Here is a 20,780-nt window from a genome sequence, read left to right on the forward strand (position 1 = left end):
TTACTTCTTGCCCTGTTCAGCCAGTTCTTTCGGCAATGCGTAGGCCCACTGCGTTATGTTGCCTGCACCGAGGCACACCACGAAGTCGCCCGGCTCCGCAATCGACGCGACCAATGGCGCCAGCGCCTCCGGGCCGTTCGCATAACGCGCATCGCGATGACCTGCGGTCTTGATGCGCGATACCAGTGTCTCGGAATTGACGCCTTCGATCGGGTCTTCGCCTGCCGTATAGACCGGCGCCACGATGACCGTATCGGCATCGTTGAAACATGCCGCAAATTCATCGAACAGGCTTGCCAGACGCGTGAAACGGTGCGGCTGGACGATGGCGATCACACGGCCTTTGGCGGCTTCACGGGCTGCTTTCAGCACCGCGCGGATTTCAACCGGGTGATGGCCATAATCATCGAATATCTCGACGCCGTTCCATGTGCCGGTATGGGTGAAGCGGCGCTTCACACCGCCGAAAGAGCCGAGACCACGACGAATATCGTCGGCGGAGATACCGAGTTCATGCGCAACCGCAATTGCCGCCGTCGCGTTAGATACGTTGTGCTGGCCCGGCATAGGCAGGCGCAGATCCTTGATCTCGGTCGCCTCGCCCTTGCGCGAGCGGATCACGACATCGAACAGGCTCGCAGCACCGTCCATGCGGTGATTGACGAAACGCACTTCCGCCTGCGGGTTCTGACCGTAGGTGATGATGCGGCGATCCTCGATGCGGCTCACCAGAGCCTGCACTTCCGGATGATCGAGGCACATCACGCCGAAACCATAGAATGGCACATTTTCCACGAACTGGCGGAAAGCGGCGCGCACGGCATCGAAATTGCCGTAGTGGTCGAGATGCTCCGGATCGATATTGGTGACAACCGCAATGTCGGCTGGCAGCTTCAGAAACGTGCCGTCGCTTTCGTCCGCTTCCACGACCATCCAGTCACCATCGCCCATGCGGGCATTGGTGCCATAGGCGTTAATGATGCCGCCATTGATGACGGTCGGATCGAGGTGCCCGGCATCTAGCAATGCCGCAACCATCGAGGTCGTGGTCGTCTTGCCGTGAGTTCCGCCAATCGCAACCGCATGCCGGAAGCGCATCAGTTCGGCCAGCATTTCCGCGCGGCGCACGATGGGGAGCAGTTTTTCGCGTGCGGCGATCAGTTCGGGATTGTTCTTCTTGATCGCGGTCGAAACGACGACGACTTCAGCATCGCCAATGTTTTCGGCCTTGTGGCCGACAAAGACCTCAATGCCTTTTTCGCGCAGGCGCTGCACATTGGCGCTGTCGGACTGGTCCGAGCCCTGTACCTTGTAGCCCAGATTATGCAGCACTTCGGCAATACCACTCATGCCGATGCCGCCAATTCCGATGAAATGGACGAGCCCGATATTCAGCGGCATTTTCATGGCCGAGTTCCTTCTTTGAATTCCTGAACAGATTTACCCGCTGCAATAGCCTCTGCCAGATCGGCAAGCAACCGCGCAGCATCCGGCTTGCCAACGCTTTTCGCAGCTTTTGCTTGTGCTTCGAGGCGCTGTGGCTCATTCATCGCAGCCTGGAGTATCCCCGCCAGGCGTTCCGGCGACAATTCCGACTGGCGAACGACCTCGCCGCCGCCCACTGCCGCGAGCGCTGCCGCATTCGCTGCCTGATCGTGATCCAGCGCATGCGGAAACGGCACCAGCATGGCCGGGCGACCGATGACCGTGATCTCGGAAACGGTGGAAGCCCCGGAACGTGAAATCACGAATTGGGCATCGGCCATGCGTGCCGGCATGTCGTTGAAGAACGGCGCCACGTCCGCCGGAATGCCAAGCTTCTTGTAAGCATCCCGCACCGCGGCTTCGTCTTCCTTGCGGGACTGCTGGGTGATCAGCAACCGCGCGCGATCTTTTTCCGGCAGCAAGGCCACGGCAGCGGGAATAGCGGTCGAAAAGAACTGCGCGCCCTGGCTGCCGCCAAAAACCAGCAGGCGAAAACGTTCTTCCGCCTTGACCGGCTTGTAAGGCGTTCCGGCTGCAACCAGCACAGGCGGACGCACCGGATTGCCGGTCGTGACCGTCTTCTCGGCATGGATGCCACCTGTTTCAGGCAAAAAGCCACCGGCGATGGCTTTCACCCGGCCCGCAAGGCCCTTATTGGCGCGGCCCATAACAGCGTTCTGCTCGTGGACCATGGTCGGAATGTTCATGTTGCTGGCGGCATAAAGCGGCGGCAGCGTCGGATAGCCGCCAAAGCCCGCAACCAGTTTTGGCTTCAGCCGACGGAACAATTTGCGGCAATCGAGATTGCCCTGCCACAGCGACCAGAACGTCTTCAGGAGCGCAATCGGGTTGCGTCCTGCGATCGTCGCCGAACGAATGACATGAACATGGTCTTCCGCGAAGGCGCCAGCGAAACGCTGCGCGCGCGCATCGGTCGCCAGATGGACGTCCCAACCGCGCGCCTTCAGTTCATGTGCCAGCGCTTCCGCCGGAAACAGATGGCCGCCCGTTCCCCCGGCGGCCAGTACGATTACGCCTTTCCCCATATTCCCCTCACAAAGCCGGAATGCGCCTGTTCACATCGGCGCCCATGCTCACCGTATGGGTCATGCGGGCTTCCGGACGGCGGCGTGTCAATGCCAGAAGAATGCCCATCGTGATGGCGATGGCGATGAGCGAGGATCCGCCATAAGAAATGAACGGCAGGGTCATGCCCTTTGCAGGCATAAGATGCAGGTTCACCGCCATGTTGATGATCGACTGGAAGCCGAACAGGATGACAATCCCCGAGACGGCCAGACGCGTAAACGCATCGCGTTCGCGCAGCGCGATGGAAAGGCCACGCACGACGATGAACGCGAACAGCAGCATGATGACCATGCACAGGATGATGCCGTATTCTTCCGCCGCGACCGAGAAAATGAAGTCGGTGTGGCTATCCGGAATGATGCGCTTCACGGTGCCTTCGCCCGGCCCCTGTCCAAACCAGCCACCGCGCAGGATCGCCTCGCGACCGGCATCGACCTGGAACGTGTCGCCCTCGCCCGTCATGAAGCGATTGATACGTCCGGCGACGTGATCGAACATGAAATAGGCCGAAATGCCGCCACAAACCGCAAGACCGCCAAGAACCAGAATCCAGAACATCGGCAGGCCCGCAAGGAAGAACATCGCGCCCCATGTGCCGGTGGTCAGCATCGTTTGACCAAGATCTGGCTGAAGCACGAGCAGGGCCGCAACGGTGCCGAACAGCAGCATGGCGAGAAAATTGCCGGGCATTTCGCCGCCGCGCTCACGTTCCGAGAACAGCCAGGCGCAAACCACCACGAAGGCGGGCTTCATGAATTCCGATGGCTGGATGGATATGCCCGCCAGGTTGACCCAGCGCCGAGCACCCTTCACTTCGATGCCGAAGAACAGTGCCGCGACCATCAGGACGAGCGAAATGCCGAGCAGGATCAGGGCAAAGCGCCTGATCTGGCGCGGCGAGAAAAACGACACGCCGATCATGACGACGACCGCCGGAAGCATGAAGAAAATCTGTCGTTCGACAAAATGAAAACTGTCCAGCCCGATGCGCGACGCGACGGCAGGACTTGCGGCGAATGACAACAAAATGCCAAGCCCCATCAGGGCCAGACATGCAGCGAGGAAGAAGCGGTCTATTGTCCACCACCAGTTGGCGACAGGACCGCGATCGACACGGCTTACCATCAGCTTTCCCCTCCTATCCGCTCGACACCCGGAAGTGCGAGAACAGCGCTGCGGAATGCATCGCCGCGTTTTTCAAAGTTCTGAAACTGGTCGAAGCTCGCGCAGGCAGGCGACAGCAGCACGACCGGCTCGGGAGCCGCATCGTTGCCGGCATCCCGGGCAGCGTGTTCAACGGCGACCGCAAGCGTGTCGGAAATTTCGAACGGCGCCGCATCGCCAAGCGTTGCCGCAAACTGCGCGGCGGCTTCGCCGATCAGATAGGCCTTGGCAATCCGTGGGAAGAACCCGGCCAGCGAAGCAATTCCCCCAGCTTTCGGCACGCCACCTGCAATCCAGTAGATGTTCTGCGGGAACGAAGACAATGCCGGAGCCGTCGCTTCCGCATTGGTCGCCTTGGAATCGTTGACGAACAGGACTTTCCCGCGATGTCCGACCTGTTCCATACGGTGAGCGAGGCCAGGAAAGCTTTTCAGACCGGCGTGGATTTCTTCAAGGCTCAGGCCCACGGACAGGCAGGCGGCAATCGCCGCAAGTGCATTCTGCGCATTATGCGCGCCGCGCAGCGAGCCGATACCTTCAAGAGAAGCGATTTCATCGACTTCTCCATCCTGTGCCCAGAGCAGTTTCGCACCGTCAGCAAAATAGCCCTTGCCGAGTTGTTTTTCCTTGGAAATCCGCACGACATGCACGCCGTCACGATAAAGCCGGTCGGCAATGGCTTCGCAATATTGATCGTCGACCCCGACAATGGCCGTGTCGCTTGCCGCGACCAACCGTTCCTTGATCGCCGCATAGTTTTCCATCGATCCATGACGGTCGAGATGGTCCGGTGTCAGATTGAGCAGGATGCCTGCGGTCGGGTTCAGCGAAGGCGCCAGATCGATCTGGTAGGATGAACATTCAACCACGTAAAAGCGGTTCGCCTGCGGCGGCTCTAGCGTGAGGATTGCTGTGCCGATATTGCCGCCGAGCTGCATGTCGCGACCGGAAGCCTTGATGATATGGGCGATCAGGGCGGTCGTCGTCGACTTGCCATTGGTGCCTGTAATGGCAATGAACGGGCAATCGGGAGCAATGTGGTTCCGCTCGCGAACGAACAGCTCCACGTCTCCGATAATCTCGACCCCGGCAGCATGAGCCAGATCGACGGTCCAGTGCGGCTTCGGATGGGTCAGCGGGACACCCGGCGAAAGCACGAAAGCCGCAAACTGCGACCAGTCCGCCTGCCGCAGGTCGCCCGTGGCAATGCCCGCGCTCTGTGCACGGGCAACGCTGTCGGGATTGTCGTCCCAGGCAATGACCTTTGCGCCTCCACCAAGAATGGCCTTGGCGGTCGCGATGCCCGACCCGCCCAGTCCGAAAAGGGCGACCGTCTTGTCCTTGAGGGCGGTGATCGGGATCATGGCACTTTACCGGAGCTTGAGGGTGGAAAGGCCGATCATCGCGAGAATGATCGCGACGATCCAGAAACGGATCACGACCTGGCTCTCGGTCCAGCCCTTCTTTTCGAAATGATGGTGGATCGGCGCCATCAGGAACACGCGCTTGCCGGTCAGTTTGAAGGACCCAACCTGAATGATGACGGAAAGCGCTTCCACGACAAACAGGCCGCCGATGATGGCGAGAACGATTTCGTGCTTTGTCGCAACGGCAACCGTACCCAGCATGCCACCAAGCGCAAGCGAACCCGTATCGCCCATGAAAATTGCGGCAGGCGGCGCATTGAACCAGAGGAAGCCGAGGCCCGCGCCGATGACGGCGCCCAGAACCACTGCAAGCTCACCCGTGCCGGGTACGAAATGAATCTGCAGGTAATCGGCAAAGATCGCATTGCCAGACAGGTAGGCGATGAAGCCGAAGGAGGCAGCGGCGACCATGACCGGCACGATTGCAAGCCCGTCGAGACCGTCGGTCAGGTTCACGGCATTGCCTGCGCCAACCATGACGAAAGCAGCAAACGGAATGAAGAACCAGCTCAGATTGATGACGAACTGCTTGGCAAACGGGAATGTCAGCGAGGACGAGAACGGCTCCTGCCCTGCCCGCATGATGATGAAAGCGGCGGCGGCGGCGATCAGGAATTCGATGCCAAGACGCGCCTTGCCGGAAAAGCCCTTGTCGGACTGCTTCGTCACCTTGAGATAATCGTCATAAAAGCCGATTGCGCCGAAACCCACGGTAACCAGCAGCACCACCCAGACATAGACGCTGGAGAGATTGGCCCAGAGCATGCACGACACAAGAATGCCGGTCATGATCATCAGACCGCCCATGGTCGGTGTACCGGCTTTCTTGAAGTGGGTCTGCGGGCCGTCGGCGCGGATCGGCTGGCCTTTCCCCTGACGCACCCGGAGCGAGTTGATGATCGACGGGCCGAACAGGAACACGATCAGCGCCGAAGTGATCATCGCGCCGCCGGTGCGGAAAGTAATGTAGCGGAACACATTGAGCGGTGTCATATGTTCGGCGAAGAAGGTGAGAAGCATCAACATTTAGAGAAAAATCCCTCAAATACCGCTTATTCCGCCGGTTCCACCGGCGGAAACTGGCTGATCAGCGCCTTGACGATTTTGGAAAAACCGATTCCCTTCGACGATTTCACCATGATGACATCGCCCGGACGGACAGTCTTGACCACCAGCGGCAACAATTCGTCGGTGCTCTGCCTGTACTCGGTATGAATTTCAACCGGCAAGGCATTTTTAAGCGCCGACATGTCCGGTCCACCGATAAAAAGCGCATTCACCTCGGCATCCACGATCGGACGCGCGAGATCGGCGTGGAGTTTTCCCGACTGACGCCCAAGCTCCAGCATATCCCCCAGCACCGCAATGCGACGGCCGCGCGAACCTTCCGGCGCCGTTGAATGCAAGAGCGACAGGGCTGCGCGCATCGAGGTTGGATTGGCATTATAGCTTTCGTCGATCAGCGTGAACGTGCCTTCGGGGTGCTGCAGCACATGGCGCGCGCCGCGACCGCCTTCCGCGGTGAGCGTCGCCATTGCCATCATCACCTTGGCGATATCCGCACCAACCAGATCGGCTGCGCCGAGGACGGCGAGCATATTTTGGACGATATGGCGGCCCGGCATGCCGACCTTGACCGCAGCTTCATGCGTACCAGCCTTCACCGTCATGCAGGAACAGGTGGGATGCAGCTTCACTTCGCGCAGGCGGTAATCGGAGCGTGCATTCTCGCCGAAGGTGACGATATGCTCGACGCCTGCCTTTTCAGCCAGTTCTTCCAGTTGCTTGAAACGCTTGTCGTCACGGTTGAGAAGTGCATAACCGCCCGGGACAATGCCTTCAAAAATCTCCGCCTTGGCGACGGCGATTTCCTCCAGATTGGCAAAATGACCAAGATGGGCAGGCGCAATCAGCGTAATCAGCGCCACATGCGGGCGCACCATCTTTACCAGCGGGCGGATTTCGTCATGATGGTTCATGCCGATTTCAAAGACGCCGTAATCCGTATCGGCAGGCATGCGCGCAAGCGTCAGCGGCACGCCCCAGTGATTGTTGAACGACGCCACCGAAGCATGAACCTTGCCGACTTCCGAAAGTACATGGCGCAGTGCTTCCTTGGTCGTGGTCTTGCCGACAGAACCCGTCACCGCGATGATCTGTGCCTTCGAGCGGGCGCGCGAAGCAATGCCAAGCTTGGTCAGGGCTTCAAGCACGTCCTCCACCACGATCATCGGCACCTTGGAATTGCCGAAAGCGGGCAGACGGTGTTCCGCCACCACGATCAGACCGGCACCGGCAGCCATGGCAGCGGTGACGAAATCATGGCCGTCGAATTGCTCGCCCTTGATGGCGAAGAACGCCTCACCTGGCTTCAGCGAGCGGCTGTCGATAGAGATGCCGGTTATGCCGCCGGGAAGGTTGCCGAATGGCCTTCCTTCCATGGCTTCGACCATATCGTCGGATTTCCAGAGCCACTCACTCATTCCGAGCGCTCCTCAAGACGGGCAGCCAGTGCTGCCGCAACTTCCGCATGATCCGAGAACGGCAGGGTGATGTTGCCGACGATCTGCCCTTCTTCATGACCCTTGCCTGCAACGACCAGCGTATCGCCCGGCTGCATCATCGACACGGCGGTGAAGATCGCCTCGCGGCGATCACCGATTTCCGTCGCACCGGGCGCTGCCGCCATGATTTCCGAGCGTATCTGTGCCGGAACCTCCGAACGCGGATTATCGTCCGTGACGATGGCCACATCGGCCAGACGCGACGCGATTTCGCCCATGATCGGGCGCTTGCCCTTGTCGCGGTCGCCGCCGCAACCGAAAACCACGATCACACGGCCCGTCGTGAACGGGCGTACCGAAGTCAGCACATTTTCCAGCGCTTCCGGCTTATGGGCGTAATCGACATAGGCCGGTGCGCCATCTTCCGTCGCGCCGACGAGGTCCAGCCGTCCCGGCGCCCCTTTCAGGAGCGCCAGTGCGCGCATTGCAGCCGCAGCCGGAACGCCCGTGACCACGGCAAGTCCTGCCGCCACCAGCGCATTAGCCACCTGAAAATCTCCGGCGAGCGGCAGCTCGATCTCGAAGATCTCGTCGCCGATGCGCACTTCGACATGCTGGCGGAAACGCTCATGCTCCACGCGCTTGAGAGCGATGAAATTGCCCTTGCGTCCGACCGTCTTGACGTCGCATCCAGCTAGCGTCGCCGCTTCGATGGCCTGCGCCGAAAAATGATCGTCGGAGAAGATGATGGCTGGCGCGCCCTTCGGCAGAAGCGTGTTGAAGAGACGCATCTTCGCGCCCAGATATTCCTCGATGGTCGCGTGATAATCCATATGATCGCGACCGAGATTGGTGAAGGCACCGGCAGCAAGCTTGACACCATCGAGACGGCGCTGGTCGAGACCATGAGACGAAGCTTCCATGGCGGCATGGGTGACGCCTTCGTCGGCAAGTTCGGCCAGCACGCGATGCAGCTCCACCGGATCGGGCGTGGTCAGCGAGTTATAGTCGCTGCGGGTCGGTGAGAAGACGCCGGTCGTGCCGATGTTGGCGGCGGGGAAACCGGCATACGCCCATATCTGACGGGTAAAGGATGCAACGGACGTCTTGCCGCTGGTGCCGGTGACCGCAACCATGACCTGCGGCTGCTTGCCATAGAACTGTGCCGCCGCAACTGCCAGGGCAAGACGCGGATCGTCGACATGAAGGACCGGCACACCCGCATCGGCAATGACCGTATCCTTGCCCGCAACGATGGCGCTGGCGCCGCGCTTGACGGCATCGGCGACAAAAGCCGCGCCATCAGCTTTCACACCCTTCAAGGCTGCGAAAAGAAAACCGCGTTCGACCTTGCGGGAGTCCGACGTGACACCGGTGATCTCCACCTCGCCGGCATTGCCGGAGGCCAGTTCCTTGAAAAGAGCGATTTCCTTCAGTTTCATGGTCATACCAAATCCAGATTCAGTTGTGCGCGTAACGCTGCAAAGGCTGTTTTATGCGAATCAGTCGTATTCGTTGGAAACCATTGCTGGCGGCACATCCTGTTGAAAATCAGGCTTGCCGCTTAAATTGCTAACCATTGCTGGCTGGGCTTCGAGCTGGAAATCGGGCTTCACGCCGAGGAACGAAGCGGACCGGCGGATGATTTCCGAAACCATCGGCGCTGCGTTGAGACCTGCGGTTGCGCTGAATTTGCCTTCCTCCGGCTTCGGTTCGTCGATGATGGTCAGCACGACATAAGTCGGGTCATCCATCGGAAATGACGCCAGAAATGCGTTGAAGCGCACATCCTTCGAATAGCGCCCATGCACCACCTTTTCCGCCGTGCCGGTCTTGCCGCCGACGCGATAGCCCGGAACCGTCGCGCGCTTGCCGGAACCGCCCTGCGCAGTCGCGTTGAGGCGGTAGAGATAACGCATGTCGGCAGAAACCTGTGGATGGATGATCTGCTTGGCCACCTGATCGGCCTCGGCCTGCGTGCGCGTCAGGAATGTCGGCGGCATCAGCTTGCCGCCATTCATCAGCGCCGCAGCACCAACTGCCGTCTGCAACGGCGTCGTCATCATGCCGTGGCCGAACGAAATGGTCATCGAATGAACCTTCTTCCACACACGCGGCTCGACGGGGCGCGCCACTTCCGGCAGTTCCGTCTGCAAGCGGTCGAGAAGACCGATCTTTTTCAGGAACGCACGGTGGCCTTCGATGCCGACGGCATCGGCCTCGCGGCCCGAACCGATGTTGGACGAGAAGATGAAGACTTCCGGCAGCGTCAGCACACGGCCCTTGCCGTGGAAGTCACGGATGGTCTGGCGACCGAACACCAGCGGACGCGACGCATCAAGACGCGAGTTCAGGTTGAACTTGCCGGAATCGAGCGCCATCGCCGTGGTAAAGCTCTTGATGGTCGAGCCCATTTCATAGGTGCCTGCCGACATGCGGTTCAGGCGATCCTTGTCCAGCGCATGGACCGGATTGTTCGGGTCGAAATCCGGCACCGATGCCATGGCGATGACTTCGCCGGTCTTGACGTTCAGCACAACCGCACCGGCGGCAATCGCCCGATAGCGTTCCATGGCCTTGACCAGCACATCGCGCATGATGTGCTGCACGCGAATGTCAATGGAGAGACGCACCGGTTCCAGCGACTGCCCGGTCGCAAGACCTACGGAGCGCAGGTCGGTCAGGCCCTGGCTGTCGATATATTTCTCCATGCCCGCAATGCCCTGATTGTCGACATTGACGAGACCGAGGATGTGCGACGCGGTTGGGCCACCCGGATAGAAACGGCGCTTTTCCGTCCGGAAACCGATGCCCGGTACGCCGAGCGCCATGATCTGGCTCTGCTGGCGAGGCGTCAGCCCGCGCTTGACCCAGACGAAGCCCGCGCCGCTTTTCAGGCGCTTGTATGTCGCTTCCCAGTCGAGGTCCGGCAGCACGGTGGACAGCATTTCGATGGTTTCGTCAGGATCGACGATCTTGCGCGGTTCGGCATAGAGCGACGCCGTCTTGATATCGGTAGCGAGAATTTCGCCGTTCCGGTCGAGGATATCCGGGCGCGATGCCAGCTGCTGGACAGCCGGGCCAGCATTATCCTCGTTTTCGCCGCCGATGACGCCGAAATAGATGAGCTTTCCACCCATCACGCCATAGATGCCGACAAAACAGGCGATGGCCATCCACAGGCGATTGCGCGCGCGGTTGCCGTGTTTCTTGCGCGAGCCGACAAACGCCATGTTGCCGGCCAGCTTTTCATCGCCAACCGGCTCAACACCGTTACCTGCCTGCATGTTCTTTTTTCTGAAAGGTCTCAGCCGCATGATCAGTGCCTCGTCCCGCTATTCTTGACGCTGCCGGTCGTGATGGCATCCTTTTCAAGCACGCCGCTTGCCAACAGTTCGTCGCTGCCGGAGATGATCTTCTGGATATCATCCACCGGGCGTTCCGGAATTTCGTTGACGCCAAGGAGAAGCTGTTCGGCTTCGATCGGCTGGAGATTGAGTTCCTTTTCATAGACGCCCACGAGGCTCTGCAAGCGGCCCGGCTGGTTCATCAATGCCCAGTCGGCGCGCAGGAGCGTGATGGTGTCCTTCTCGGAGTCGATCTGCCGCTTCAGCTTGGCGATTACCGCGATCTGTTTTTCCGCGTCATATTTGATCGTGTAGGTGACGGTCGCCGCCACCAGCATCGCCGCTATCATGATGATGTCGAAAGTACGCAGCACTCGTTTAACTCCGGGCCAGTTCGTTCGTCTCGGGCAGTTTGGGCAACCCGAAAAGCGATAGATCGTCTTCCAGTGGCGGATTTTCCGTCCTTGTTCCGGCGCGCAGCTTCGCCGAGCGCGCACGCGGATTTCGTTCTTCTTCCTCAGCCGTCGGGCCGACCGCACCCTTGATCGCCGGCGTAAAGCTCGCGAGACGAACATGCGTTTCCGGTAGATGGCGCGATCCGGCACTACCGCCCGCCCGGTCCGCGAAGTAACGCTTCACCATGCGGTCTTCGAGCGAATGGAAGGTCACGACAACCAGCCGTCCGCCCGGTTTCAGGATGCGCTCGGCAGCAAGCAGCGCCCGCGCCAGTTCGCCCAACTCGTCGTTCACATAGACACGCAGCGCCTGAAACACCCGCGTGGCCGGATGAATGCGATCCTTCGGGTTGCGACCGACCAGCGTTTCGATGGCATTGGCAAGATCGAGCGTGCGCGTGAAAGGCTGCGCCGTGCGGCGCTTGTCGATCATGCGCGCAATGCGGCCCGCATGGCGTTCCTCGCCCAGGAAATTGAAGATACGAGCCAGATCGCCGGTCTTGAGACGGTTGACCACATCGGCAGCGCTCGGCCCTTTTTTCGACATGCGCATGTCGAGCGGACCGTCCTTCTGGAAGGAGAAGCCGCGCTCGGCCTCATCGATCTGCATCGACGACACGCCAATATCGAGCACAACGCCGTCCACCTTGCTGCCCGCTCCCTTCACTGTCGAGACCGCGTCATCCAGGGCAGAGAACCGGGACTCGACCAGATTGAGCCTGCCCGGAAACTGTTTTTCCATCACCCGCCCGGCTTCGATTGCGGTCGGATCGCGGTCAATCGCGATCACGTCCGCACCCGCTTCGAGTATGCGGCGCGTGTAACCACCCGCGCCGAATGTCCCATCGACGATCACCGCGCCAGCTACGGGCTTCAGGGCATCGATCACTTCGGCAATCAGCACCGGAACGTGACGGACTTCAGCCCCACCGGCTTGAGAATTGTCTCCGCCGAGGCTTGCCATCATTCCGATCCTTTCCCGGGTACGCAGCCCGTTAGCTAAAGCGCATTGCGCTTGAGAGCATCTTCCCGCTTTCGGGAGACATGCCTGAGTGTTGCCTTTGGATTCCGCCCATTTGCCGTCGACTTGAGGGCATGACGGATTCGTTCGTCAGTTATCGGATATTAAGCTTAATGAAGCGTTATCCTTTGGATGGGCTTCGCGCCGGAACCCGCTCAGCCTCGGAACTTTCAACAGAGATTTTTTGGAGAGCAGTTTCGCGGCATCGACCGAAAACCGGAGCGCGTTTCACTCAACGCATCACCTCCGGCCCACACGCTATGCATCACAAGCTTATGATTTGTGATGCCCTGCCCCCTGTTGACGTCTCCGCGTCCTTGCCGTATTTAATGCAAATAGTTTGCAACTGCATTACGACATCAAGGCGTTTATAATGGCTCCATATGGAGAAAATTCGTCCGGCGCTGGCGAAGTTACATTTGAAGGCTGGCGGCGCGATCGCGGTGAAGCATCCATGTCCGATGTCCACCGTTCGATCAGGGTCAATCGCTCCGGCTCGAAGTTTCGTCGCGCGCTGTCCTTTTTCGGCCCGGGATATCTGGTAGCTGTTGGCTATATGGACCCCGGCAACTGGGCAACCTCGCTGGCTGGCGGCTCCCGCTTCGGCTATACGCTGCTTTCCGTCGTTCTGCTGTCCAACCTTATGGCCGTGCTCCTGCAGGCGCTTTGCACTCGCCTTGCAGTCGCGACGGGCCGCGATCTGGCGCAGGCCTGCCGGGATGCCTATCCGCGTTTTCTCGCCTGGCCGCTCTGGTTTCTGGCGGAACTTGCAATCTGCGCCACCGACCTTGCCGAAGTCATCGGCACAGCCATCGGCCTCAACCTCCTGTTCGGCATTCCGCTGGAAATCGGCGTCATCATCACCGCAGCCGACGTGCTTCTGGTGCTATATCTCCAGAACAAGGGATTCCGCCGCGTCGAGGCGCTTATCATCACGCTGCTTGGCGTGATCGCGCTCTGTTTCCTCATTCAGATTTTGATGGCGCAGCCGCAATGGGGCGAAGTCATCAAAGGCTTTGCACCCACGACCGAGATCATCCGCAATCCGGACATGCTCTATATTGCGCTTGGCATCATCGGCGCGACGGTGATGCCGCATAACCTCTATCTGCATTCCGGTATCATCCAGACGCGCGACTACGGCCATACGAGCGCTGAAAAGCGCGAGGCCATACGCTTTGCGACATGGGATTCCACCATTGCTCTGACATTCGCGCTGCTCGTCAATGCGTCGATCCTGATCCTGGCTGCTGCGAGCTTCAACGCCACCGGCAATACCGCCGTCGAAGATCTGGACAAGGCACATGCTCTCCTGAACCCGCTGCTCGGCTCGGCCCTCGCGCCAACACTCTTTGCCATTGCGCTTCTGTGTTGCGGGCTGAACTCCACCATCACCGCGACCATGGCCGGGCAGATCGTCATGGAAGGCTTCATCGACATTCGCCTGAAGCCGTGGCTGCGCCGTGCGATCACCCGTTTCGTGGCCATCGTTCCGGCTGCCGTGGTGACGATCATGTATGGCTCTCAGGGAACGACCGAGCTTCTTATCCTGTCTCAGGTCGTGTTGAGCCTGCAACTGCCCTTTGCGATCATTCCGCTTGTCATGTTCACGGCGGAGAAAAAGAAGATGGGATCGCTTGTCGCTCCGCGCTGGGTCACGCTGCTTGCCGCCATCACCGCTGCAATCATCATCGTCCTGAACATGAAGCTGATTTACGACTTCCTGACCGGCGTGCCCATCTAAGGCCCGAAGTGCTTCAAAAGGGCGACTTTGCATTGCAGAGCCGCCCTTTCATTCATTTTACCGCAGCATTGCCGCCATCGGCATAAAGCGCTGTCCCCGCAACGAAACTGGACATGGGACCCGCTAGAAAAAGCGCAGCCTGCGCGATCTCTTCCGGCTGGGCGATCCGCTTCATCGCATGAAGACCGGCGGCCCACTCCTTGTGTTTTTCATCTCCGCCCATTGGCGTGTCCACACCGCCCGGCAGAAGCGCATTTGCCCGGATACCACGGACGCCGTAATCGGCGGTTATGCCCTTCACCAGCCCCATGAGGGCCGCCTTCGAGGTTCCGTAAACCGACATGCCGGGTATGCCGACGCTCGTGCCGACAAATGTGGAGGTGAAGATGATTGAGCCGCCGCCCCGTTCGAGCATGAGGGGGATTTGCGATCTTGCTCCCAGAAATGCGGAAGTGAGATTACCCGCCAGTACCGCTTCCCAATCGCCGGGCGCGATTTCGGCAAGCGGCGCGATGGGACCGACGGTTCCGGCATTGTTGAAAGCAATATCGAGCCCGCCGAATTGATCTTTCGCCGCTGCCACCAGCGCCGCATGGGTCCGGGCTTCCGACACATCCCCGGCAACACAATGCGCCTTTCCGCCAAACGCCGCGATCTCCTGTGCAACGCGCTCAAGTCCCGCGAGTCCGCGCGCGTTCAGCACCAGCGACGCGCCCTCTCTTGCAAAGAGCAATGCGGCCGCACGTCCTATCCCGGACGACGCGCCGGTAATGATTGCAACCTTGTCCTTCAAGCTGGTCATAGTGAACCTCCATGATTTCGTGGAGGTCCCAATTAGAGCCTCGGCCGCAACGCAACTATCCGTTTCTTGCGTTGGAAGATCGAAACCGTCCTGGAGGAAATTGTCAGCCGGTCTGTAAGCCGGGTTCTGTATGGCCAGGCTTGCGCCCGACGTGGCAGCCATTCATCTGGGACGGATGTCGCCACCCGCCTCGTGCAACCCACCCGGACGGCTGATCCGGAAACCGATTGCCGGCCCTTGCGAACCGACGCGCCGTCCCTATTCGGTTTTGCTCCCGATGGGGTTTACCGTGCCGTCTGCATTGCTGCCGACGCGGTGGGCTCTTACCCCACCCTTTCACCCTTACCCCGTCATCCCTGCCGTTTCGTCATTGCAACGGTACGGAAGACGGGGCGGTCTGCTTTCTGTGGCACTGTCCCTGGGGTCACCCCCGCCGGGCGTTACCCGGCATCGTGTTTCCATGGAGCCCGGACTTTCCTCACCTGCCGCCTTTCGGCATATGACAGGCGCGGCTGCCCGACCGACTGACACGGCGCATATAGCAACGATAGCGCGACAGTGAAACCGGATTTCGAAAAAATCTCGTCACAACAGAAAAGCCGACAGTGTTGCCACTGTCGGCTTTCCGTTCGCATCAGGCTGCCTGTACTCTACGCGACCGCTGACGCAAATCTGTTAGAGAGCGCGCATATAGGCCTTGACCGAGCTGCAGTACTTCGCAGAGGTCGGGTTCATGCGCGTTGCGCCGTGACCGGCATTGTATTTCAGAATCGTGCCACAGGTGCTTCCGCCGCCGAGCTTCTGCGCCATGGCGAGATACTTCATGCCGAACTGGATGTTCGTGGACGGCTCGTAGAGGCCCTTGGCGGAGCCGGTGTAGCCGAGGCTGCGAGCGGTCGAGAGCTTGATCTGCATCAGGCCGATTTCACCGGCCTTGCCGCGCACATTCGGCTGGAAATTGCTCTCGTGACGCACAACCGCATGGGCCAGTGCGGAGGGCACGCCATAGGTCGACGCATAACGGTTGATGATGGTGGAATAGGCGCCGCCCTTGGCGTTACGGGCGGTCGTCGTGTCTTTCGACTGCGAACGCTTACCGGTGGAACCCTTTGTGGCCGGGGCCGCACGACGGCTGACGACCGATGCCTTCTTGGGCGCTGTGGTTGGCTTTTCCGCCGCGGCAGACTTGTTCTGCTGGCGTGCCTTGAGGAGAGCTGCGAGGTTGGTCGGTTCAGTTGAAGGGGCACTCAGCGCCGGATTCAGGCCAAACGAACTCATCGCGCCGACAAGGGCGCTAACAACAACAAATTTTACTTTCATAACCTACCGTCTTGAAACGTTTCTTTTGTCAGACCGCCTGTCTTGGGGGAGACGATCCTGTTTTTTGATCCCGCCCGATATGGCCTGTAAGGGCCCGTGACCGCTGGGATTGACCAATGAATTGGCGGGGAAATGCAGCTGAAGATTGGTTGCAAAAGTAAAATAGTCTTACAGGTTGCAACATTAGCGATTCATGCGCGGCCGCAGCGAACCGCCGTCACAGCCCCGCTGCAACGGGACTGGATCGATCTATTTTTATGAAAACATTACGAAAATCTGAAATGTTGCCCTTAGACAAACAGATCACTCGTGCCGCTTCAGGCGGTAACATTTTGCAGGGAAAAAATCAGCCTGTAGAGGGTATCTATGGTAGAAACATCGGCCACGCCGTCCACATTCTGTGGCCGAAAATGGCGCTGAAAGGCCTTAATCACGGTCTCCGTATCCTCATCGAAGATGCCAGTGATGGCAATTCCGTAGCCGTAAAGCGCCAGCATGGACTGCAAGGCTTCGACCGGCTGGCCGTTTTCGCCCCTTGCGAGAAACCTTCCGCCGCGGATCGGCGTCGGCTCGATGTAATGGGCGATACCTGCCTCATGAAGCCGCTTCCACGGAAAATTATGGCCGGGATCGGTCTTGCGGGACGGAGCGATGTCCGAATGGGCCAGCACATTCTCCGGTCTGATGGCCTGGCGCTCGCATATGTCGCGGCAAAGGCGGATAACCGCCTCGATCTGTGCATCCTTGAACGGCGGATAATCCTGGAGGTTGCCCGGGTTGACGATCTCTATGCCGATGGAAGCCGAATTGATGTCCGTTTCGCCCTTCCAGAAGCTCTGGCCTGCGTGCCAGGCCCGCGCCTTTTCCGATACCATCTGCACGATCCGCCCGTCTTCATGGACGAGATAATGCGCGGAAACTTCCATGTCCGGCGACTTCAGGACCTGCACCGCCTCTTCGGCGGTTGCCAGACCCGTATAGTGGAGAATGAGAAAGGTTGGCACCTTGCCGTCGCGGCGCGGACCGAAATTGGGCGACGGGTCAAGCATTGCACCGACGAAATCAGGCCGGACAAGCACCAGCTCCTCCAACAATTCGTTCTCGATTTCGTGTGCGCTGCTCATGCAGCCTCCAGATTCTTCTCGATACTCGCCCAGGCTGCGTTTATCGCCGCAAGACGCCTGTTGGCAATGGTTATGAATTCGAGCGGCAACCCTTCGGCCACCAGCCGGTCAGGGTGGTGTTCCTTCACCAGCGCGCGATAGCGCTTGCGGGCCATATCGAAGGACACGCCGCGCTCCAACCCCAGAATGGCGTAGGGATCGTCAGCGCCGCGCTGGACATGCCGGATCGCAATACGGTCGAAGGCCGCCTCGTCATAGCCGAATATATCCGCCACGCCTGCAAGAAAGGCCATTTCCTTTTCGTGCACATAGCCATCGGCGGTGGCGATATGGAAAAGCCCGTCAAGGATGTCTTCCAGCAGATGACAGTCGGTCTGCCCCTCGCTGCACAATCCGGCAAGCTGACGCGCATAGGATTCGTAGCCCGCAACATCCTGTTTGGCGAGATCGTAGAGCCGCGCGACATGCGCCGTCTCTTCCTTCGGCACCGCGAATATGTCCTGAAAGGCGCGGATTTCATCCTGGGTGACAACCCCGTCCGCCTTGGCCATCTTGGCGGAAAGCGCGATCATCGCGATGGAGAAAGCCACCCGGCGGCGCGTGTCGGCATCGCCTTCAAAAACGGTGCGCACGGCTTCGATAACGCCAGTAATGGCATTCGACGCCACGGACGTGACAAACTCACCGATGCGGACCCAAATCGACATGGCACTTTTCTATAGAATTCCGAAAGGACTGAAAACCGCCTAGGCAGGCGAAAGTTGAAAAAACAAACATTTAGAAAGAATATCGAACCGCAGGCTGAGAGCCTCAATCAAAAAGCGTGGGGCCGTGGCGAAAATGGTAATTTTCGAGTACCGGAGCGGAGCGTACTTAAGGATACGTGAGCAGCGGAATACAGAAAGGCGCCATTTGGAGACCGGCACGACGACTGTTGGAACAGGCTCTTACATTATTGCTGCGGCTCGCGGTCGTTGAAGGAGCGCTGTGCGACAGCAGCCGCAGCCTCTCCAGCCGCCTGTGCCTGCTCATCCGTCTGGCCCACCGACTGAGCGGCGGCAACCGCATTTGCGCGCGCCCTTTCGATGGCGGCGGCTTTTTCTTCCGGGGTCACCACACCTGAACTCTCGCGAAGCGACTTGACCAGATCGGGACCTTTTTCCGTGCCCGTGCTTTCTGCCGGCTTGGCAGGCTGCGAAATGGCGGCAGCGCCCTGCTCTCCGCCATTGGTCGTGGCAGCGCTCTCGTCATCTCCCTTGCCGCATGCGGCAAGCGCAACGAGAACGATCGCAGAAATGAAAAAGAGAAAGTTACGGTTCATGACGAAAGCCATAACCGAACCGAGCCTGCGTTGAAACACGGAAAACGCAGAGTGCCCGTCTTTTCCCACTGTGGTTGCCTTAGCGTTCATGTCAAATCCGAAACCGGCCGAAGCCGTCAAGCACGAATGGCGACCCGACACCGGATCGCCATCCGCCTGCAAAGCAGTCACGACATCGCACCCTTAGTTGGAAGGTGCAGTCCCCGTACCCGGCGTCGATGGTGCCGGGGTGGCCGGAGTGGTCGGCGCTGGCGTCGTGTCATTGTTCGAAGGCGCTGCCGGCGTGGATGGTGCCGGTGCGTTGTTCGTATCGTCCTTCTTGTCGTTGCAAGCTGCAAGACCGAGAAGCGATACGGCGGCGACAGAAGCAATCAGAAACTTCTTCACTTAGGCTCTCCTTCCTAGGTTAGGCTCTTGGCCTGGTTTCAGGCATCAATGGCAAGCTTGCCAAACGCCTCGCTGTTTCTCCGTGCGTGGCCGGTTTACCCGGCCAATCACCTTTACGGTCGCTCATCGACACAGAAGTCCTGTCGACTGGACCTTCACACCGAAAAACGGCAACAGCGCGGAAAAGTTCTCTCAAATAGTCTTACCGAACGTAATAAAGCGACAGTATTACAGAGCAGTAGCCCATTTTTTCCCGTTTATAAGCCCGCAATTATTTCGTCACGTCCCTGTCATTGGACGATGTTTAACTTTGCAAAATCGAAGTCTGGATTCGAGGATCAGGGGAACTTTTGATGACAGAGCAGGCAACAGGCGGCACAATTCTCAAGCGTGCTGTGACACAAAACAACGCTCTTTCGCGCGCGGGCTTTTCCGAAAGATTGTTCGCGTGGCTGTTCAAGGGGCTGGTCTATCCGCAAATCTGGGAAGACCCGGAAGTCGACATGGCGGCACTTGCCATCGAGCCCGGCCACCGCATCGTCACCATCGCTTCCGGCGGATGCAATGCCATGTCCTACCTAACCGCCGATCCGGCATGCGTGGAAGCGGTCGATCTCAATCGGGCGCATGTCGCGTTCAACCGGCTTAAACTCGCCGCCGTCAAAAACCTCCCTGATTACAACGCTTTCTACCGCTTCTACGGCAAGGCCGATGACAAGACCAATCTGGCGGCCTACAAGCGCTTCATCCGCCCGCACCTCGACAGCGAAAGCCGCACCTATTGGGAAAAGCGCAAGTGGAACGGCCGCCAGCGCATTTCCATTTTCTGGCGCGACCTCTATCGCCACGGTTTGCTTGGCGTCTTCATCGGCATGGGCCACCGCGTGGCGCGGCTCTATGGGATCGATCCGCGCGACATCTTGAAGGCGCGCACCATGGAAGAGCAGCGCAGTTTCTTCGACACCGCGCTGGCACCGCTTTTTGAAAAACGCATGGTGCGCTGGGCGACGGCCCGCAAATCCTCCCTGTTTGGGCTCGGCATACCGCCACAGCAATATGATGCCCTTGCTACCGCTGGGAATGGCGATATGGCGCTTGTCCTGCGCAGCCGCCTTGAAAAACTCGCCTGCGGCTTTCCCCTTACCGACAATTATTTCGCGTGGCAGGCCTTCGGGCGCGGCTATAGCGGCAATGAGGAGACCGGTCCGCTGCCGCCCTATCTGTCGCGCAGCAATTTCGAAACGGTGCGGGCGCGTGCCGACCGCATGACAGTGCAAAACGCCAGCTATACCGATTTTCTCGCCGCCAAGCCCGCCGCTTCCGTCGACCGCTATATCCTGCTGGATGCGCAGGACTGGATGAATGACGAGCAACTCAACGCGCTGTGGATCGAAATCACCCGCACGGCCGCGCCGAACGCCCGCGTCATCTTCCGCACTGCTGCTGAACCGAGCCTGCTTCCGGGACGGGTAGCGCCCGAGATACTGGATCGCTGGGAATATCAGGCAGACGAGTCCCGCGCCCTGCATGATCGCGACCGTTCGTCGATCTATGGCGGCTTCCACCTCTATATCTTGAAGGATGCCTGAC

18 protein-coding genes and 1 other RNA gene are annotated in these 20,780 nt (G+C 59.4%); 2 read left to right on the top strand and 17 right to left on the bottom strand.

Translation table 11 applies throughout. The features are described from left to right. From murC to rsmH, 10 genes are read right to left on the bottom strand one after another with little or no spacing between them, the layout of a single operon-like run. Positions 1 to 1,407, bottom strand: a complete 1,407-nt coding sequence (gene murC, locus ABWW28_RS11970; RefSeq protein WP_006467220.1) for a UDP-N-acetylmuramate--L-alanine ligase — start codon at positions 1,405 to 1,407, stop codon at positions 1 to 3. After that, a complete protein-coding gene (murG, locus tag ABWW28_RS11975; RefSeq protein WP_021586881.1) occupies positions 1,404 to 2,531 on the bottom strand; it encodes an undecaprenyldiphospho-muramoylpentapeptide beta-N-acetylglucosaminyltransferase in 1,128 nt (375 codons plus the stop codon). Before murG ends, murC begins: the two co-directional genes overlap by 4 nt. A gap of 7 nt (positions 2,532 to 2,538) precedes the next feature. After that, entirely contained in the window at positions 2,539 to 3,699 is a 1,161-nt protein-coding gene (gene ftsW / locus ABWW28_RS11980; RefSeq protein WP_006467222.1) for a putative lipid II flippase FtsW, read from the bottom strand. Next, positions 3,699 to 5,102: a UDP-N-acetylmuramoyl-L-alanine--D-glutamate ligase gene (gene murD / locus ABWW28_RS11985; protein WP_021586882.1), complete on the bottom strand. Its 1,404-nt coding sequence runs from the start codon at positions 5,100 to 5,102 to the stop codon at positions 3,699 to 3,701. The genes ftsW and murD overlap by 1 nt, the downstream gene beginning before the upstream one ends. Before the next feature lie 6 nt (positions 5,103 to 5,108). Next, entirely contained in the window at positions 5,109 to 6,191 is a 1,083-nt protein-coding gene (gene mraY / locus ABWW28_RS11990; RefSeq protein WP_006467224.1) for a phospho-N-acetylmuramoyl-pentapeptide-transferase, read from the bottom strand. Between the two features lie 26 nt (positions 6,192 to 6,217). Then, on the bottom strand, positions 6,218 to 7,648 hold the full coding sequence (locus ABWW28_RS11995) for a UDP-N-acetylmuramoylalanyl-D-glutamyl-2,6-diaminopimelate--D-alanyl-D-alanine ligase (protein WP_006467225.1): 1,431 nt from the start codon (positions 7,646 to 7,648) through the stop codon (positions 6,218 to 6,220). After that, positions 7,645 to 9,117: a UDP-N-acetylmuramoyl-L-alanyl-D-glutamate--2,6-diaminopimelate ligase gene (locus ABWW28_RS12000; RefSeq protein ID WP_021586884.1), complete on the bottom strand. Its 1,473-nt coding sequence runs from the start codon at positions 9,115 to 9,117 to the stop codon at positions 7,645 to 7,647. Before ABWW28_RS12000 ends, ABWW28_RS11995 begins: the two co-directional genes overlap by 4 nt. Positions 9,118 to 9,171: 54 nt before the next feature. After that, positions 9,172 to 10,986, bottom strand: a complete 1,815-nt coding sequence (locus tag ABWW28_RS12005) for a peptidoglycan D,D-transpeptidase FtsI family protein (RefSeq protein ID WP_006467227.1) — start codon at positions 10,984 to 10,986, stop codon at positions 9,172 to 9,174. 2 nt (positions 10,987 to 10,988) lie between these two features. Next, the gene (gene ftsL, locus ABWW28_RS12010; RefSeq protein WP_021586885.1) at positions 10,989 to 11,390 is read right to left on the bottom strand and encodes a cell division protein FtsL; all 402 of its coding nucleotides are present in this window, start codon (positions 11,388 to 11,390) and stop codon (positions 10,989 to 10,991) included. Between the two features lie 4 nt (positions 11,391 to 11,394). Further along, on the bottom strand, positions 11,395 to 12,438 hold the full coding sequence (gene rsmH, locus ABWW28_RS12015) for a 16S rRNA (cytosine(1402)-N(4))-methyltransferase RsmH (RefSeq protein ID WP_006467229.1): 1,044 nt from the start codon (positions 12,436 to 12,438) through the stop codon (positions 11,395 to 11,397). Between the two features lie 427 nt (positions 12,439 to 12,865). On the opposite strand from rsmH, the gene ABWW28_RS12020 reads away from it, so the two are divergent. Further along, on the top strand, positions 12,866 to 14,236 hold the full coding sequence (locus tag ABWW28_RS12020) for an Nramp family divalent metal transporter (RefSeq protein WP_036592933.1): 1,371 nt from the start codon (positions 12,866 to 12,868) through the stop codon (positions 14,234 to 14,236). Between the two features lie 52 nt (positions 14,237 to 14,288). Here the strand turns inward: ABWW28_RS12020 and ABWW28_RS12025 are convergent, their stop codons facing one another. The 7 genes from ABWW28_RS12025 to ABWW28_RS12055 form a co-directional block, all read right to left on the bottom strand. Beyond that, on the bottom strand, positions 14,289 to 15,038 hold the full coding sequence (locus ABWW28_RS12025; protein WP_021586887.1) for an SDR family oxidoreductase: 750 nt from the start codon (positions 15,036 to 15,038) through the stop codon (positions 14,289 to 14,291). A gap of 99 nt (positions 15,039 to 15,137) precedes the next feature. Then, an RNA gene (gene rnpB / locus ABWW28_RS12030) (RNase P RNA component class A) lies at positions 15,138 to 15,566 on the bottom strand. Between the two features lie 147 nt (positions 15,567 to 15,713). Further along, a complete protein-coding gene (locus tag ABWW28_RS12035) occupies positions 15,714 to 16,358 on the bottom strand; it encodes a lytic transglycosylase domain-containing protein (protein ID WP_025090508.1) in 645 nt (214 codons plus the stop codon). 317 nt (positions 16,359 to 16,675) lie between these two features. Next, positions 16,676 to 17,482 (bottom strand): N-acetylmuramoyl-L-alanine amidase, encoded by an 807-nt coding sequence (locus tag ABWW28_RS12040; RefSeq protein WP_021586889.1) that lies wholly within the window; start codon positions 17,480 to 17,482, stop codon positions 16,676 to 16,678. Further along, entirely contained in the window at positions 17,479 to 18,189 is a 711-nt protein-coding gene (locus ABWW28_RS12045; RefSeq protein ID WP_021586890.1) for a J domain-containing protein, read from the bottom strand. Before ABWW28_RS12045 ends, ABWW28_RS12040 begins: the two co-directional genes overlap by 4 nt. Positions 18,190 to 18,434: 245 nt before the next feature. After that, complete coding sequence (locus ABWW28_RS12050) at positions 18,435 to 18,893, bottom strand: hypothetical protein (RefSeq protein ID WP_025090509.1); 459 nt, start codon at positions 18,891 to 18,893, stop codon at positions 18,435 to 18,437. Positions 18,894 to 18,986: 93 nt separating this feature from the next. Then, the gene (locus tag ABWW28_RS12055) at positions 18,987 to 19,190 is read right to left on the bottom strand and encodes a hypothetical protein (RefSeq protein WP_006471673.1); all 204 of its coding nucleotides are present in this window, start codon (positions 19,188 to 19,190) and stop codon (positions 18,987 to 18,989) included. 353 nt (positions 19,191 to 19,543) lie between these two features. Between ABWW28_RS12055 and ABWW28_RS12060 the strand changes: the two genes are divergently transcribed. Beyond that, entirely contained in the window at positions 19,544 to 20,779 is a 1,236-nt protein-coding gene (locus ABWW28_RS12060) for a BtaA family protein (protein WP_021586892.1), read from the top strand. Position 20,780: the final 1 nt, after the last annotated feature.

The organism is Brucella sp. NBRC 14130, assembly GCF_040371715.1.
Taxonomy (GTDB): domain Bacteria; phylum Pseudomonadota; class Alphaproteobacteria; order Rhizobiales; family Rhizobiaceae; genus Brucella; species Brucella intermedia.